General features: G+C 46.5%; 10 protein-coding genes and 7 tRNA genes. 11 read left to right on the top strand and 6 right to left on the bottom strand.

The annotated features are described in order from the left end of the window. Positions 1–158 precede the first annotated feature (158 nt). Positions 159–1,748 (top strand): AAA family ATPase, encoded by a 1,590-nt coding sequence (locus tag AC04Q6_RS04690; RefSeq protein WP_118062718.1) that lies wholly within the window; start codon positions 159–161, stop codon positions 1,746–1,748. Between the two features lie 111 nt (positions 1,749–1,859). Here the strand turns inward: AC04Q6_RS04690 and AC04Q6_RS04685 are convergent, their stop codons facing one another. Next, positions 1,860–2,633: an RNA polymerase sigma factor region1.1 domain-containing protein gene (locus AC04Q6_RS04685; RefSeq protein ID WP_119247802.1), complete on the bottom strand. Its 774-nt coding sequence runs from the start codon at positions 2,631–2,633 to the stop codon at positions 1,860–1,862. Between the two features lie 249 nt (positions 2,634–2,882). On the opposite strand from AC04Q6_RS04685, the gene AC04Q6_RS04680 reads away from it, so the two are divergent. The 7 genes from AC04Q6_RS04680 (at position 2,883) to AC04Q6_RS04650 (ending at position 3,540) form a co-directional block, all read left to right on the top strand. Beyond that, positions 2,883–2,957, top strand: a tRNA-Pro gene (locus tag AC04Q6_RS04680). A 27-nt stretch (positions 2,958–2,984) separates the two neighbouring features. Further along, positions 2,985–3,055: transfer RNA gene (locus AC04Q6_RS04675), tRNA-Gly, on the top strand. Between the two features lie 18 nt (positions 3,056–3,073). Beyond that, positions 3,074–3,147, top strand: a tRNA-Arg gene (locus AC04Q6_RS04670). 5 nt (positions 3,148–3,152) lie between these two features. Then, positions 3,153–3,226 (top strand) — tRNA-His (locus tag AC04Q6_RS04665). A 10-nt stretch (positions 3,227–3,236) separates the two neighbouring features. Further along, positions 3,237–3,308 (top strand) — tRNA-Gln (locus AC04Q6_RS04660). An 11-nt stretch (positions 3,309–3,319) separates the two neighbouring features. Then, positions 3,320–3,392 (top strand) — tRNA-Lys (locus AC04Q6_RS04655). Between the two features lie 68 nt (positions 3,393–3,460). Then, positions 3,461–3,540: transfer RNA gene (locus tag AC04Q6_RS04650), tRNA-Leu, on the top strand. 135 nt (positions 3,541–3,675) lie between these two features. On the opposite strand, the gene AC04Q6_RS04645 is transcribed toward AC04Q6_RS04650, so the two are convergent. From AC04Q6_RS04645 to AC04Q6_RS04635, 3 genes are all read right to left on the bottom strand, one after another. Continuing rightward, positions 3,676–4,722 carry a transglutaminase domain-containing protein gene (locus tag AC04Q6_RS04645; RefSeq protein WP_118062716.1) on the bottom strand — a complete coding sequence of 349 codons (1,047 nt, stop codon included), beginning with the start codon at positions 4,720–4,722 and terminating at the stop codon, positions 3,676–3,678. Positions 4,723–4,965: 243 nt separating this feature from the next. Next, positions 4,966–6,852 (bottom strand): ABC transporter transmembrane domain-containing protein, encoded by a 1,887-nt coding sequence (locus AC04Q6_RS04640; protein WP_476389657.1) that lies wholly within the window; start codon positions 6,850–6,852, stop codon positions 4,966–4,968. Between the two features lie 11 nt (positions 6,853–6,863). After that, positions 6,864–8,615, bottom strand: a complete 1,752-nt coding sequence (locus AC04Q6_RS04635) for an ABC transporter ATP-binding protein (RefSeq protein ID WP_021976390.1) — start codon at positions 8,613–8,615, stop codon at positions 6,864–6,866. A 267-nt stretch (positions 8,616–8,882) separates the two neighbouring features. On the opposite strand from AC04Q6_RS04635, the gene AC04Q6_RS04630 reads away from it, so the two are divergent. Beyond that, the gene (locus AC04Q6_RS04630; RefSeq protein WP_021976391.1) at positions 8,883–9,275 is read left to right on the top strand and encodes a metal-dependent transcriptional regulator; all 393 of its coding nucleotides are present in this window, start codon (positions 8,883–8,885) and stop codon (positions 9,273–9,275) included. Positions 9,276–9,386: 111 nt separating this feature from the next. On the opposite strand, the gene AC04Q6_RS04625 is transcribed toward AC04Q6_RS04630, so the two are convergent. Together AC04Q6_RS04625 and AC04Q6_RS04620 are read right to left on the bottom strand one after the other, a co-directional pair. Next, positions 9,387–10,316, bottom strand: coding sequence for a DMT family transporter (locus tag AC04Q6_RS04625; protein ID WP_118169806.1), 930 nt, complete (start codon positions 10,314–10,316; stop codon positions 9,387–9,389). 119 nt (positions 10,317–10,435) lie between these two features. Beyond that, positions 10,436–11,668, bottom strand: a complete 1,233-nt coding sequence (locus tag AC04Q6_RS04620; protein ID WP_021976393.1) for an argininosuccinate synthase — start codon at positions 11,666–11,668, stop codon at positions 10,436–10,438. Positions 11,669–12,097: 429 nt separating this feature from the next. Here AC04Q6_RS04620 and argC point away from each other — a divergent pair, with 429 nt between their 5' ends. Both argC and argJ read left to right on the top strand, forming a co-directional pair. Next, complete coding sequence (argC, locus tag AC04Q6_RS04615) at positions 12,098–13,138, top strand: N-acetyl-gamma-glutamyl-phosphate reductase (RefSeq protein ID WP_021976394.1); 1,041 nt, start codon at positions 12,098–12,100, stop codon at positions 13,136–13,138. A 36-nt stretch (positions 13,139–13,174) separates the two neighbouring features. Further along, positions 13,175–14,398 carry a bifunctional glutamate N-acetyltransferase/amino-acid acetyltransferase ArgJ gene (gene argJ / locus AC04Q6_RS04610; protein WP_118169808.1) on the top strand — a complete coding sequence of 408 codons (1,224 nt, stop codon included), beginning with the start codon at positions 13,175–13,177 and terminating at the stop codon, positions 14,396–14,398. Positions 14,399–14,750 lie beyond the last annotated feature (352 nt).

Genomic DNA, 14,750 nt, shown 5'->3' with positions numbered 1-14,750 from the left:
ATGTTTACATTGGATCGAAGCCTCTTTTTTATAAGGCAGAAGGAGAGGATGTCACACTCTGTGACAACAGCCATTGACGATGCAGAATAGATTACGATATACTGTAAAGCAAGAAGTACGGGGATATAGTATATAGTTTCAGAAAGGGGCGGACATAAATGGGAAGATTTGTAAATCCGGATAACAGCGCATTTCAGGTAGCACTGAATTCCAGGATATATGTGGATAAAACAGGATTGTTGGAGTACACAAATACTGTTCTGGATACTATGGATGCCTATATCTGTAACAGTCGTCCGCGCAGATTCGGGAAATCCTATACGGCGAATATGCTTACTGCGTATTACAGCAAGGGAGCGGATTCCGAAAAAATGTTTTCAGGACTGGAGATCAGTAAGGCAGCAGATTTCCGAAAACATCTCAATAAATATGATTTAATCCATATAGATGTTCAGTGGTTTCTGGCAAATTGTGCAAAGGCAGATGACGTTGTTGCATTTATCACAGAGAGTATACTGGATGAGCTGAGAACGATTTATCCATGTGTGTTACCATCAGAAGAGATATCTTTGCCAGATGCGCTTTCAAGAATCCGGGAGAAAACAGGGCAGAAATTCGTTGTGATCATTGATGAGTGGGATGTTCTGATCCGAGATGCAGCGGCGAATTCCAAAGTGCAGAAAGAGTATATTAATTTTCTCAGAGGAATGTTCAAAGGGACGGAACCAACCAGATATATCCAACTTGCATATCTTACAGGTATTCTCCCGGTAAAAAAAGAAACAACACAGTCAGCGCTTAATAATTTTGATGAATTTACAATGTTAAGTGCGGGCAATCTTGCACCGTATATCGGATTTACAGAAGATGAGGTGCGGAATCTTTCGGAAGAATATCAACAGGATTTTCATGAAGTGAAGCGATGGTATGATGGATATCTTTTGAAGGACTGTCAGGTTTATAATCCGAGAGCAGTAGTCAGCGTGATGCTTAAAGGTGAATTTAAGAGTTACTGGTCGGAAACAGCGTCCTATGAAGCGATCGTGCCTCTTATTAATATGAATTATGATGGATTGAAAACATCGATCATAGAAATGTTGTCCGGTGCATCTGTGAAAGTCAATACAGCGACATTCAAAAATGATACAGAGAATATAAAGAGCAGAGATGATGTACTGACCTATATGATCCATTTGGGATATCTTGGTTATGACCAGACCAGAAAAACGGCATTTGTGCCCAATGAAGAGATCAGGCAGGAGCTGACAACTGCGGTAGAAAGTAAAGCCTGGAATGAAATGATCCTTTTTCAGCAGGAATCGGAGAAGCTGTTGGATGCAACATTGGAAATGGATTGTCCGGTGGTAGCTGCACAGATAGAAAAAATCCATAATGAATATGTTTCCGTTATTCAGTATCATAACGAAAATTCATTAAGCAGTGTGCTGGCGATTGCATATTTAAGCGCTATGCAGTATTATTTCAAGCCGGTTCGGGAACTGCCATCAGGACGTGGATTTGCAGATTTTGTATTTATTCCGAAGCCGGAATATAAAAGTGATTATCCGGCGCTTGTAGTTGAATTGAAGTGGAATCAGAACGCTCAGACTGCAATGCAGCAGATTAAAGACAGGAAGTATCCAGATTCTGTTTTGGAGTACACAGGAGATATTTTACTTGTAGCGATTAATTATGATAAGGATAAAAAAGAACATCAATGTATGATCGAGCAGTATGAGAAAAAATAATTTTCAGAATTGCTATAGAATGATAATGCCTCAGGACAGGTATAACACAGGCAGCAGGTAAGTTGTTGGTGCTATGCATGTACTGAGGCTTTTTCGTTATAATATAAGATCTTATTTATCATCCCCGGTAAGCCGAAGCACATCCCGGATCTCGTCCACATTCATATCCAGGATTACGGCGAGTTCATCGATGGTGAATTTGGTGGTGTCGTCATCGTCTGTGAGCTCTTTTACCGCGGATTCAAGATTTTCTACCTTGGATACCAGATAGTCATCACGGAATTTCTGCTGGGTCTGTTCCTCGATGGCATGGAGGATTCCGCTGCGGATACGGCCGCGCATCCAGGCGTCGTTCTTCTGCTGGGGTTCTGTTTCCTTAAGAGCCGCCAGAAGGGCCAGATTCGCCTCCTGAATGAGGTCAGTCAGGTAAATCTCCTCACAGTTCAGTTCAGCGGCCATCTGGGCTGCCTGGGCCATGTAGAACTGGGTCAGAGCACCTTCGGCAGCGGTGTCACCCTTTGCAAAGGCCTGGAAGAGGGAAGCAAGATCGTCGGAATCAAGCCCTTCCGGGGAAAAACTTTCCATATAGTCACTGAGGTAAGCCTGTTCCTCAGCTGTAAGGGCTGCACGGGTGCCTGGAAGTTCTTCCTCGCTTCCGGATTCAGAGGAGGTATTTGCTGCCGCCGCAGCGCTGGCTGCTTCCTCGGCACCTTCGATAGTGATACCTTTTAATTTGAGATACTGCAGGATCTTTACAAGCTGTGAAGTGCTCAGATCAGATTCATCGAAATGCTCACGGATCTGCTGCTGGGAGAGCTGTTTGCCGTTCTCCTCTGCGATGGTGCAGATTTCATTGAGCTTCTGCTGAAATAACTTTATATCCATAAAAACATCTCCTTAATTTTCCAGATTTTCTTCTTGACTTTATTATCAGGATTATGATACCATAAGCAAGTCGCAAATGACAGGAAAACCTTTGAATAGACGGAAAAAACGTGAAAAAAAGTTTTTTTAAAAAAATTCAAAAAAGGTGTTGACATTTGTAAAAAACTATAATATAATATCACTTGTCGTCAGGCAAGAGAAAAGCAACAGCGACAAAAACTTAATAAAGACCATAAGTAAATGGTACATCGGGGTGTGGCTCAGTTTGGCTAGAGCGCCTGGTTTGGGACCAGGAGGCCGCAGGTTCGAATCCTGTCACCCCGACTGCTGTAAACTTATTACCGCAAGCATGCGGGTGTAGTTCAATGGTAGAACACCAGCCTTCCAAGCTGGATACGTGGGTTCGATTCCCATCACCCGCTTCTCTGAAAAGAGAGCATGTGTCTGTAGCTCAGCTGGATAGAGCAACGGCCTTCTAAGCCGTGGGTCGGGGGTTCGAATCCCTTCAGGCACGTTGTGGTGGGTATAGCGCAGTTGGTTAGCGCGCCAGATTGTGGCTCTGGAGGCCCAGGGTTCGAATCCCTGTATCCACCCTTCGCCCATTGGGCTATCGCCAAGCGGTAAGGCACAGCACTTTGACTGCTGCATTCGCTGGTTCGAATCCAGCTAGCCCAGTCCTTTTTTATGGGGTATTAGCTCAGTCGGTAGAGCACTTGACTTTTAATCAAGTTGTCCGGGGTTCGAATCCCCGATGCCTCATTAGCGGAAAGCATTTGCTTTCCGTTATTTTTTTACCATCAGACAGAGTGATGGCAACAATTGAATATGCGGATATGGCGGAATTGGCAGACGCGCTGGTTTTAGGTACCAGTGAGCAATCGTGCAGGTTCAAGTCCTGTTATCCGCACTTATTAAGAGATCTTCTGTAAATTTGGTTTATAGAAGGTCTTTTGTATTTTCAGAATAATACTCATAATAAAATGCCACAGATGTATCGGTAATGATCTGTGGCATTTGGCTCTATAAAATTTTTTAAATCAAATTACAATTTCTCCCCCTCATTCACTTCCTCAATAAACACCTTTCCTTCCGCCTGCTGCTCCACAAAGTGAAACCGGAGCACAGCCTGGGGCCAGTTGAGGGTGATGATGGCTTTTTTATCCCGGGTCTTTCCAGCGGTCTGGATCTGGTCTACGAGGTCGGCGAGGATCTCACGGGTGAGATATCCGCCTCTCCAGTGGAACGTGAATTCACGGCCTTTTTTGGCGGCCTGGAGGGCGCGTTTGTAGACGTCTTCCAGCTTGGTAAAGGAAAGCTTTTTCTCGCGGTAGTAGAAGTGGCTTCCGTCGGGGCAGGAGGGCGCAGGAGCGATCAGCGGCTCATGGTCACGGAAGATATTTTTGTCATCCAGATTAAAATAATCGTAGCGGATGCTGACAGAACCGTCCTCGTTTTTGCCAAGGGTATTGTCGAAGGTGGCATCCAGGTGATAGTACTGTCCGTTAATCCGGACAATATTCCAGGTGTGGCGGTATTTGATCCCTTTTTCCGGATTGTTTCCGCAGATGGCGATGATACACCAGACACCGAGGGCATCGCAGAGCACTTTTACAGATTTGGCGATTCCCTCGCAGACGCCTACGCCGTGTCCAAGAGGCCCGATGATCTCGTGGGAGTATGGCTTTTTCAGCTTGTCATAGCGGATGTTTTCGCAGATAAAGTCATGGACATATTTTTCCTTATCCCACTCGGAAAGCTTCATGGCAGGGCGTACAAGCTTGTCTACGCGGGCGCCCAGAGCTTTCTGGTGTTCCCGGATCTTATTCTTGTCAAAGATATATTCAGGGATCAGGATCAGATTTGGAGAATCTTTGTAATAGCGGTATTTGAACCCCACGGCCCAGAAGATCTCCGGATGATCCAGTCTCAGCTGGAAAAACACATCATAGAGCCAGTTTCCGTCGGTAGTGGGAACCTGTGGGATCAGAAACTCATCGGAAAGTTCCATAAGTCCGTGAAGCATTGCGCGGTACACGTTCTGTTTATCTTTTGGCATTCTGCCGTAATAATATTCTTCAGCCTGTTTCATATATTTGAATTTAATCCGCCGTAGTTCTGAAATTTTGTTGTAATTCAGAATTCAGCAGAAACCCCTTTCTAAAAAATCAACGAAAAAATTATATCATAAAAGAATCATCAGAAGAAGTGCAGAGATAAAATGGAAGAAAGATTACGGAAAAATAAAACATGCAGAGCCATCCCACAAAGATGTACCCTGCATGTTTTTTCTGCCTTGAAATATTTTTGCCCGGAAATAACCGGGAGGCCAGGATCAGCCATTATACAGCTGATAATACCGGCCCTTCTGAGCAAGCAGCTCCTCGTGGGAACCACGCTCGATAATACGTCCCTGCTCCAGGACCATGATACAGTCACTGTTACGTACTGTGGAAAGTCTGTGGGCGATCACGAAGGTTGTCCTGCCTTCCATCAGCTTATCCATACCATCCTGTACCAGTTTTTCGGTACGGGTATCAATGGAACTGGTGGCTTCGTCCAGGATCAGGACAGGCGGATCTGCAACAGCTGCACGGGCGATGGAGAGAAGCTGTCTCTGGCCCTGGCTCAAGTTTGCACCGTTTCCACGGAGAAGGGTGTTATAACCCTGTGGAAGCCTGCGGATAAAACCGTCAGCGTTGGCAAGTTTTGCTGCGGCGATGACCTCTTCATCTGTGGCATCCAGTTTTCCGTAGCGGATGTTTTCCATAACGGTTGCCGTGAACAGGTTGGTATCCTGAAGAACGATGCCCATGGAACGGCGAAGATCGTCTTTTTTGATCTTGGTGATATTGATGCCGTCGTAACGGATCTTACCTTTCTGAATGTCGTAAAAACGGTTCAGAAGGTTGGTGATGGTTGTTTTTCCGGCGCCGGTAGATCCTACAAAAGCGATCTTCTGGCCCGGCTGTGCATACATGTTGATGTCATGAAGAACGATCTTGTTGGAGTTATAACCAAAATCCACATCCTCCAGAACCATGTCACCTTTCAGCTCGATATAATCCGTGGTACCCTCAGCTTTATGGAAATGTTTCCATGCCCAGCGGCCGGTACGTTTCTCGGATTCGGTGAGAACGCCGTTTTCCTCTTTTGCGTTGACAAGAGTAACGTAGCCTTCGTCCACTTCGGATTTCTCATCCAGAAGATCAAAGATACGTTTGGCACCTGCAAGGGCCATAACAATACTGTTGAACTGCTGGCTGACCTGGTTGATGGGCATGTTAAAACTCTTGTTGAAAGTCAGGAAGCTGGCAAGTCCGCCAAGAGTGAAGTTTCCGATGCCATTGATGGCAAGGATACCGCCAACCATGGCACAGATCACGTAGCTGACGTTTCCAAGCTGGCCAACTACAGGCATCAGGATGTTGGCAAAACGGTTGGCGTTGTCTGCGCTGGCAAAAAGCTGGTCGTTCAGCTCATCGAATTTCTGGATGCTTTCGTCCTCATGGCAGAAGACTTTGACAACTTTCTGTCCTTCCATCATCTCTTCGATATAGCCGTTGACAATACCAAGGTTTGTCTGCTGTTCCAGGAAATATTTTCCGCTCAGGCCCGCAAGTTTCCGGCTGGCAGTCAGCATAATGGCAACCATAAGCAGAGTCACGAAAGTAAGCGGAACGTTGAGGATCAGCATACTTACAAGAACACTGACAATGGTGATCACGCTGGAAAGCAGCTGCGGGAAACTCTGGCTGATCATCTGGCGCAGGGTATCAATGTCGTTGGTGTAGATGGACATGATATCACCGTGTGCGTGGGTATCAAAATATTTGATGGGAAGTGTTTCCATTTTTGCAAACATGTCGTTTCGGAGGTTACGTAAAGTTCCCTGGGAAACATTGATCATGATACGGTTATAAGTATAGGTGGCAATAACACCGATGGCGTAAAAACATGCCACACGTGCGATTGCAGCAGTTAAAGGCCCGAAGTCCGGTGTATCTGCCTTAAGAAGAGGCATGATATACTGGTCAATCAGGGTTTTCATGAACATGGTTCCCTGTACATTGGCAAGAACGCTGACAAAAATGCAGATCACCACGATCACGATATGGATACTGTAGTTCTTAAAAATATAACGGGAAAGGCGTCCCAGAAGTTTTCCTGGCTGTTCCGGCGCTCCCATGCCTTTCGGTCCAGGACCACCCGGACCTTTCATGTTCTGTTTTTTCAAGCCGGATCACCTCCCTCGTCAAAATCACCGGCACCGCCGGTCTGTGAATTGAATACATCCTGATAAATGGCGTTGGTCTTAAGAAGTTCCTCATGGGTACCAAATCCGTTGATCTCGCCGTTGTCCATAACGATGATGCGGTCTGCATTCTGGATACTGGAAACACGCTGGGCGATGATCAGCTTGGTGGTATCCGGGATCTCTTCTGCAAAAGCACGGCGGATTTTTGCGTCTGTGGCAGTATCTACCGCACTGGTGGAATCGTCCAGGATCAGTATCTTCGGTTTCTTCAGAAGAGCACGGGCGATACAGAGACGCTGTTTCTGACCTCCGGAAACGTTGGAACCGCCCTGTTCAATGAAAGTATTGTATTTATCCGGCATTTTTTCGATGAAATCATCAGCGCAGGCAAGCTGGCATGCACGGCGGCATTCTTCTTCCGTGGCGTTTTTGTCACCCCAGCGGAGATTTTCCAGAATGGTTCCTGAGAAGAGGACATTCTTCTGAAGGACAACGGAAACCTGGTTCCTGAGAGATTCCAGGTGGTATTTGCGGACATCGATGCCTCCCACAAGAACAGAACCGTCCGTTACGTCATAAAGACGGCTGATCAGGTTGACAAGACTGGATTTGGCACTTCCGGTACCGCCGATGATTCCGATGGTCTCGCCGGAGCGGATGGAAAGGTTGATGTCTTTTAAGACCGGTTCTTTGCTGTCTTTCTTATAACTGAAGTTTACGTGGTCGAAGACGATGCTTCCGTCCGGAACTTTTGTTACCGGGTTCTCCGGGTCAGTGATATCAGCAGTATCGTTGATGACTTCCGTAACACGCTCGGCACTGGCAATACTCATGGTCACCATAACAAAAACCATGGAGAGCATCATCAGGCTCATGAGAATGTTCATGCAGTAAGTGAGAAGGCTCATAAGCTCACCGGTAGTAAGCGTGCTGCCCACGATCATTTTTGCGCCAAGCCAGCTGATTCCAAGGATGCAGGCGTAAACGGTAAACTGCATCAGAGGCATGTTCATAACAACGATCTTCTCGGCACTTAAGAACATTTCGTATACTTTGTTACAGGCTTTCTGAAATTTGCTGATCTCGTAGTCTTCACGGACATAGGCTTTGACAACACGGACGGCACCGATATTTTCCTGGACACTTGCGTTCAGGTCATCGTATTTGCGGAACACAGTCTGGAAATATTTCGTTGCTTTCCGCATGATAAAGATCAGACAGGCACCGAGGAAGATCACCGCGATCAGATAAATGCTTGCAAGTTTGGCGTTGATGAGAAATGCCATGACCATGGCACAGATCAGGCTGGCCGGTGCACGGGTACACATACGCAGGATCATCTGATAGGCATTCTGCAGGTTGGTCACATCTGTGGTAAGACGGGTGATCAGGCCGGCAGTGCTGTATTTGTCGATGTTGGAAAAAGAAAAGGTCTGGATGTTGGTGTACATGGCTTTTCGGAGGTTTCTGGCAAAGCCTGTGGAGGCCAGTGCTCCGTATTTTCCGCCCATGACGCCGGACCAGAGTCCGCACAGGGCAAGAACTACCATAACTCCACCCATCCGGTAGATATGGCCAATATTTCCGGCTTCCACACCCTTATCAATAATGGAAGCCATGGCCAGGGGAATCAGAGTCTCAAAGAGAACTTCCAGGATCATGAAAAAAGGCGTAAGAAACGATGCCTTTTTAAACTCCCTGACCTGGGCCAGCAGGGTTTTGAGCATAAAAAAACTCCTTTCTTTTTACTGTTCAAAAAGATAGCACCCCTGGAAAAAAGTTCCGGGCTGCTACAGAACAGATGTATTGTTCAGATAGTATTATCAGGGAAAATATTTTTAATGTCAAGACAAATATGTGTGAAATACTTGACATAACATCCTTTAAGCGGTATATTAAAAGTTAATATTCACCTGTAAAATAGGGGCGAGAATGCAATTCAGATCCCTTTAGAGGGTCTATATAGAGTTAAATTTTTGTAGGGAGGATTTTATATGGAAATCAGACAGTCAGCAGAGGATTACCTGGAATCAATTCTGGTTTTATCGAAGAAGGGCGGAGGGGTTCGTTCCATTGATATTGCTACCAGACTTGGCGTTTCTAAGCCAAGTGTCAGCCATGCGATGAAGCTTCTCCGTGAGGACGGATATATTGCCATGGACCGTTACGGTACTGTGACACTTCTGGAGAAGGGCGCAGAGATCGCCAACCAGATCTATGAGAGACACACCGTACTTGCCAAGATGCTGGAGGGACTTGGAGTTCCTGCGGAGATCGCACTGGAGGATGCCTGCAAGATGGAGCACGATATCAGCCAGGAGAGCTTTGAGAAGATCAAGGCGCATTATAATAACTTTATTAAGAGAGACGAAGCAGCAGCGGAGTAAATGAAGTGACCGGCCAGTATCCACACGGGGCGGCAGTGAAAGCCAATGAAAGATAAAAAAGAAGTGCATGAGAAGCGTGATAACTTTTCATGCACTTTATTGTTTATCTGCCTATTTCGCAGAAGATTTCTCCGGCAGCTGTGCCAGGATGATAGCCGCGAACATGATGACGCATCCAAGAAGCTCTTTTGCGGAAAGCTTCTGTCCAAGGATGACCCAGCCTGCAAGTACGGAGATACAGGATTCCAGGGAAAGAATCAGAGAAGCTACCGTTGGATTGACATTTTTCTGGCCTACGATCTGCAAAGTGTAGGCAACGCCGCAGGACATAATGCCGGCATACAGGATGGGGAGCCATGCAGTGAGGATAGAAGAAATCTGCGGATGTTCCAGGACAAGAGCCGGGATCATGGACAGGATCCCGCAGACCAGGAACTGGATACAGGAAAGTTTTACTCCGTCTGCTTTCGGGGAAAAATAGTCAATGACCAGAATGTGCAGAGAAAACAGGAACGCACACACCAGCACCAGGACGTCTCCGAGACCAATGGAAAAACCGTCCGTGATGCAGAGAAGATAAAGTCCGATCAGTGCCATGACAACAGCTGTCCAGATAAAGGGACTGCATTTCTTTTTCAGAAAGAGTCCGATAATCGGGACAATGACAATATAGCAGGCTGTGATGAAGCCGGCTTTTCCTACCGTTGTATATTTGATGCCGAACTGCTGGAAGTTGCTGGCTGCAAAAAGTGCTATGCCGCAGGCGATACCGCCGATCCAGAGATCGCGGGTTTTGTATGGAGAAGATGTGGTTGTTGATGTTGAGGGATCTGCCGCGGCAGAAGCTGTATCTTTGGAGCGGTTTAAGAGAAAGATCACCGGCACCAGAACAGCAGCACCGATCAGGGAACGGACGCCGTTAAAAGTAAAAGGACCTACATATTCCATGCCTACACTCTGGGCGACAAAGGCGATTCCCCAGATGGTAGCGGCCAGAAGCAGGCAGAGAGAATTTTTCAGAGGCATTTTCTGTGTGTTCATGATAAAAGAATCCTTTCGCGTATTATGTGGTCAAAGCGATATATAAGAAAAGACCCCGGGGAACTTCAGATAGCTTCCCGGGGCATTTTTATGATCTGTCGGAACCGTGTCCGGCAAAATTAGTTCTGATTCTGGTTGTTCTTAACTTCTGCAAGCTTCATAGCACGAACTTTCAGCGGCAGACCGAACAGAGTGATGAATCCGTCAGCGTCGTGGTGGTCATACATATCACCGGTTGTGAAGGAAGCAAGGGACTCATTGTAAAGGCTGTATGGAGAAGTTGTACCATTCTTGATGATGTTTCCTTTGTAAAGTTTGAATTTAACTTCACCGGTAACATATTTCTGAGTGGATTCAACAAATGCCTGGATAGCCTCACGGAGTGGTGTGTACCATTTTCCCTCGTAAACAACCTGTGCAAACTGGCTGCCCAGTTTCTTCTTGGCTTCCATTGTCTCACGGTCAAGGATCAGCTCCTCAAGCTGGTCATGAGCTGCCATCAGGATTGTTCCGCCAGGAGTCTCATAAACACCACGGGATTTCATACCAACAACACGGTTCTCAACGATGTCAACGATACCGATACCGTTCTCGCCGCCAAGTTTGTTCAGCTCAGTGATGATCTCGGAAACTTTCATTGCCTTTCCGTTGAGAGTTTTCGGAACACCCTGCTCAAATGTCATGGTAACTTCTGTTTCTTTATCAGGAGCTTTCTCCGGTGTTACGCTTAATACAAGCATGTCATCGTAGTTCGGAGCCTGGGAAGGATCCTCAAGTTCCAGTCCCTCGTGGCTGATGTGCCAGAGGTTTCTGTCACGGCTGTAGCTGTGGCTTGCATCGAACGGAAGAGTGATGCCGTGAGCTTTACAGAACTCGATCTCATCTTCACGGGACTGCATGGTCCACAGATCTGTCATACGCCATGGAGCGATGATTTTGATGTCCGGAGCAAGAGCTTTGATACCAAGTTCGAAACGGATCTGGTCATTTCCTTTACCTGTAGCACCGTGGCAGATTGCAACAGCGCCTTCTTTACGTGCGATCTCAACCAGTTTCTTGGCGATAACCGGACGAGCCATGGAAGTTCCGAGAAGATAGGAATGCTCATATACAGCACCGGCCTCTACACATGGCATGATGAAATCATCGCAGAACTCATCAACAATATCTTCAATATATAATTTGGAAGCACCGGACATTTTTGCTCTCTCTTCAAGACCGTCCAGCTCGTTTCCCTGTCCGCAGTTTACACAGCAGCAGACAACGTCATAATCAAATGTTTCTTTCAGCCACGGGATCAGGGCTGTGGTATCAAGACCACCGGAATACGCTAAAACAACTTTTTCTTTCATAATATATGTCCTCCTGGGATTTTTTGAAATTTTGTATCGCTCCGGACATTTCCGGGACGGTGAATTTTTTTACGTTATCTGGAAAAATTATGCTGTTTTATAACTTTACCAGAGTGAATAAATATTCATATGTGACAAAACAAAATTTTTGGATGTCCTGTCGACATGGCTTAATATACACCAGATTTTATAAATATGCAAGAGATAATTTGAAAAATATAAAAAAATTTTTGCATAAAAATGCATCAAAAAACGGGTAATATTATAAGAAAATACAGGGAAAACAGAAAAGACCGTGAAAAATCAAAGAAAATGACTATTGCATAATATGCAGAGAAGATGTATAATCTATCCATTGACAAGGCGGACATATGAGGAACGCCTTTTTACTTAAGCCGTAAGAGATACGGCAGAGGAGGAATGTGAAAGATGATTAAAGCAGGAATTATCGGTGCGACAGGATACGCAGGAAATGAGATCGTAAGACTTCTTCTTGGACACAAGGACGTTGAGATCAAATGGTTCGGTTCCCGAAGCTACATAGATCAGCAGTATGCAGATATTTATCAGAACTTTTTCAAACTGGTGGATGCCAAATGTATGGATGACAACATGGCAGCACTTGCAGACGAGGTGGATGTGATCTTTACCGCAACTCCGCAGGGTCTTTGTGCATCCCTTATTAATGAAGAAATCCTTTCCAAATGTAAGGTGATCGACTTAAGCGCGGACTTCCGTATTAAAGATGTGAAGAAATATGAGAAATGGTACGGAATCGAGCACAAGGCACCACAGTTTATCGACGAGGCTGTTTACGGTCTCTGCGAGATCAACCGTGAGGACATCAAAAAGGCACGACTGATCGCCAACCCGGGATGCTATCCGACATGCTCCACACTGTCCATTTATCCGCTATTAAAAGAAGGCCTCATTGATCCGAACACTATTATCATTGATGCCAAGTCCGGAACATCCGGAGCCGGAAGAGGAGCTAAAGTCCCGAATCTTTACTGCGAGGTAAACGAGAGTATTAAAGCTTACGGCGTTGCCACACACAGACATACACCGGAGATCGAGGACCAGCTTGGATACGCATGCGGACAGGAAGTGCTGATCAATTTTACCCCGCATCTTGTTCCGATGAACAGAGGAATCCTGGTAACTGCATATGCTTCCCTGACAAAGGATGTTACCTATGAGGAAGTAAAAGCGGCCTATGACAAATATTATAAAGATGAGTTCTTTGTACGTGTGCTGAATAAAGATGTATGCCCGCAGACAAGAAACGTGGAAGGCAGCAACTTTGTAGATGTAAACTTCAAGATCGATCCGAGAACTAAGAGAGTGATCATGATGGGTGCCATCGACAACCTGGTAAAAGGTGCCGCAGGACAGGCCGTTCAGAACATGAACCTGATGTTTGGATTCGACGAGAACGAAGGACTGAAACAGATCCCGATGTGCCCGTAAAACACAGAGGATTTCAGACGAGAGGAGACATAGAATATGAAGATCATCGACGGCGGCGTAACAGCCGCAAAAGGTTTTGAGGCAGCGTCAACTGCAGCAGAGATCAAATATAAAGGCCGTACCGATATGGCCATGGTATTCAGTGAAGTTCCCTGTGTGGCTGCAGGAACATTCACGACCAATGTGGTAAAAGCAGCTCCTGTAAGATGGGATCAGGACATTGTATACAATCATCAGGGCGCAAGAGCCGTGATCTGCAACAGCGGAATCGCCAACGCATGTACCGGTGAGGAAGGTTTTGGCTACTGTAAGGAAACAGCCAAAGCAGCATCCGAAAGCCTGGGAATCCCGGAAGACAGTGTGCTGGTAGCATCCACAGGTGTCATCGGAATGCAGCTTCCGATCGACCGTATCGCAAACGGAGTAAAAGCCATGGCTCCGAAACTTGATGGAAGCCGCGAAGCAGGTCTTGAGGCAGCAAAAGCCATCATGACAACCGACACCGAGAAGAAAGAGGCAGCTGTAGAGATCGAGATCGGCGGAAAAACCGTAACCGTAGGCGGTATGTGCAAAGGTTCTGGAATGATCCACCCGAACATGTGCACAATGCTTGGATTTATCACCAGCGATGTGGACATCTCCAAGGAACTTCTTCAGGAAGCACTCAGCGAGGACATCAAGGACACCTACAACATGGTATCCGTTGACGGAGACACCTCCACAAACGACACCGTCCTCCTCCTGGCAAACGGTCAGGCCGGCAATCCAAAGATCACAGAGAAAAATGCAGATTATGAAGAGTTCAAAAAAGCCCTCAACTACGTAAACACAACCCTCGCCAAAAAGATCGCAGGCGACGGAGAAGGCGCAACCGCACTCTTCGAGGTTAAAGTCATCGGCGCAGCCACCAAGGCAGAAGCCGTAACCTTAAGTAAATCCGTAGTAACCTCTTCCCTGACAAAAGCAGCCATCTACGGCCACGACGCAAACTGGGGAAGAATCCTCTGCGCCCTCGGCTACTCCGGAGTCCAGTTCGACCCGGAAAAAGTGGATCTCTACTTTGAGAGCAAAGCAGGGAAAATCAAGATCATTGAAAATGGAGTTTCTACAGGATACAGTGAAGAGGAAGCTACAAAGATCCTCTCTGAAGACGCTGTGACAGCCATTGCTGATATGAAGATGGGCGAGGCCAGTGCAACCGCATGGGGATGCGACCTTACTTATGATTATGTAAAAATCAATGCGGATTATCGTTCTTGATGTAAGAGCTCTGTAGAATGGTTTTTTATGGTGGATTTTATATGTAATTTTGTTTCAGTTTGTAAGCTGAGAAAACCCTTAGGGGGAGCGAGCTCGGAGTTGCGAAGCCCGCACGCTCCCCCTAAGAACCCCCTCCGTTGGGCACGCTTGGTTGTGGTGTGTTGAACGTTAGTTGACGAAGACTGAGTGACGAACGTGAGGAACTTCAGGGCGGGAGCCTTGGAAAATCGTGACAGTTTGCCCGTCAGTCGCCAAAGGCAGACTGACGGGCTGTTCGCCTTCGGCGAAAGCGCGTCGGAGGTGGCTGCCTGCGGCAGCCTATCCGCAGTAGGCGCTTTGCCCGCGATGCGGG

It is taken from the genome of Blautia sp. HA9023, assembly GCF_056504095.1.
This window is presented reverse-complemented; position numbering and strand designations above follow the sequence as displayed.

Excerpts from the sequence above, each read along its gene's own strand:
- AC04Q6_RS04690 (WP_118062718.1), top strand. The coding sequence starts at position 159 with ATGGGAAGATTTGTAAATCCGGATAACAGCGCATTTCAGGTAGCACTG.
- AC04Q6_RS04685 (WP_119247802.1), bottom strand. The coding sequence starts at position 2,633 with ATGGATATAAAGTTATTTCAGCAGAAGCTCAATGAAATCTGCACCATC.
- AC04Q6_RS04645 (WP_118062716.1), bottom strand. The coding sequence starts at position 4,722 with ATGAAACAGGCTGAAGAATATTATTACGGCAGAATGCCAAAAGATAAA.
- AC04Q6_RS04640 (WP_476389657.1), bottom strand. The coding sequence starts at position 6,852 with ATGAAAGGTCCGGGTGGTCCTGGACCGAAAGGCATGGGAGCGCCGGAA.
- AC04Q6_RS04635 (WP_021976390.1), bottom strand. The coding sequence starts at position 8,615 with ATGCTCAAAACCCTGCTGGCCCAGGTCAGGGAGTTTAAAAAGGCATCG.
- AC04Q6_RS04630 (WP_021976391.1), top strand. The coding sequence starts at position 8,883 with ATGGAAATCAGACAGTCAGCAGAGGATTACCTGGAATCAATTCTGGTT.
- AC04Q6_RS04625 (WP_118169806.1), bottom strand. The coding sequence starts at position 10,316 with ATGAACACACAGAAAATGCCTCTGAAAAATTCTCTCTGCCTGCTTCTG.
- AC04Q6_RS04620 (WP_021976393.1), bottom strand. The coding sequence starts at position 11,668 with ATGAAAGAAAAAGTTGTTTTAGCGTATTCCGGTGGTCTTGATACCACA.
- argC (WP_021976394.1), top strand. The coding sequence starts at position 12,098 with ATGATTAAAGCAGGAATTATCGGTGCGACAGGATACGCAGGAAATGAG.
- argJ (WP_118169808.1), top strand. The coding sequence starts at position 13,175 with ATGAAGATCATCGACGGCGGCGTAACAGCCGCAAAAGGTTTTGAGGCA.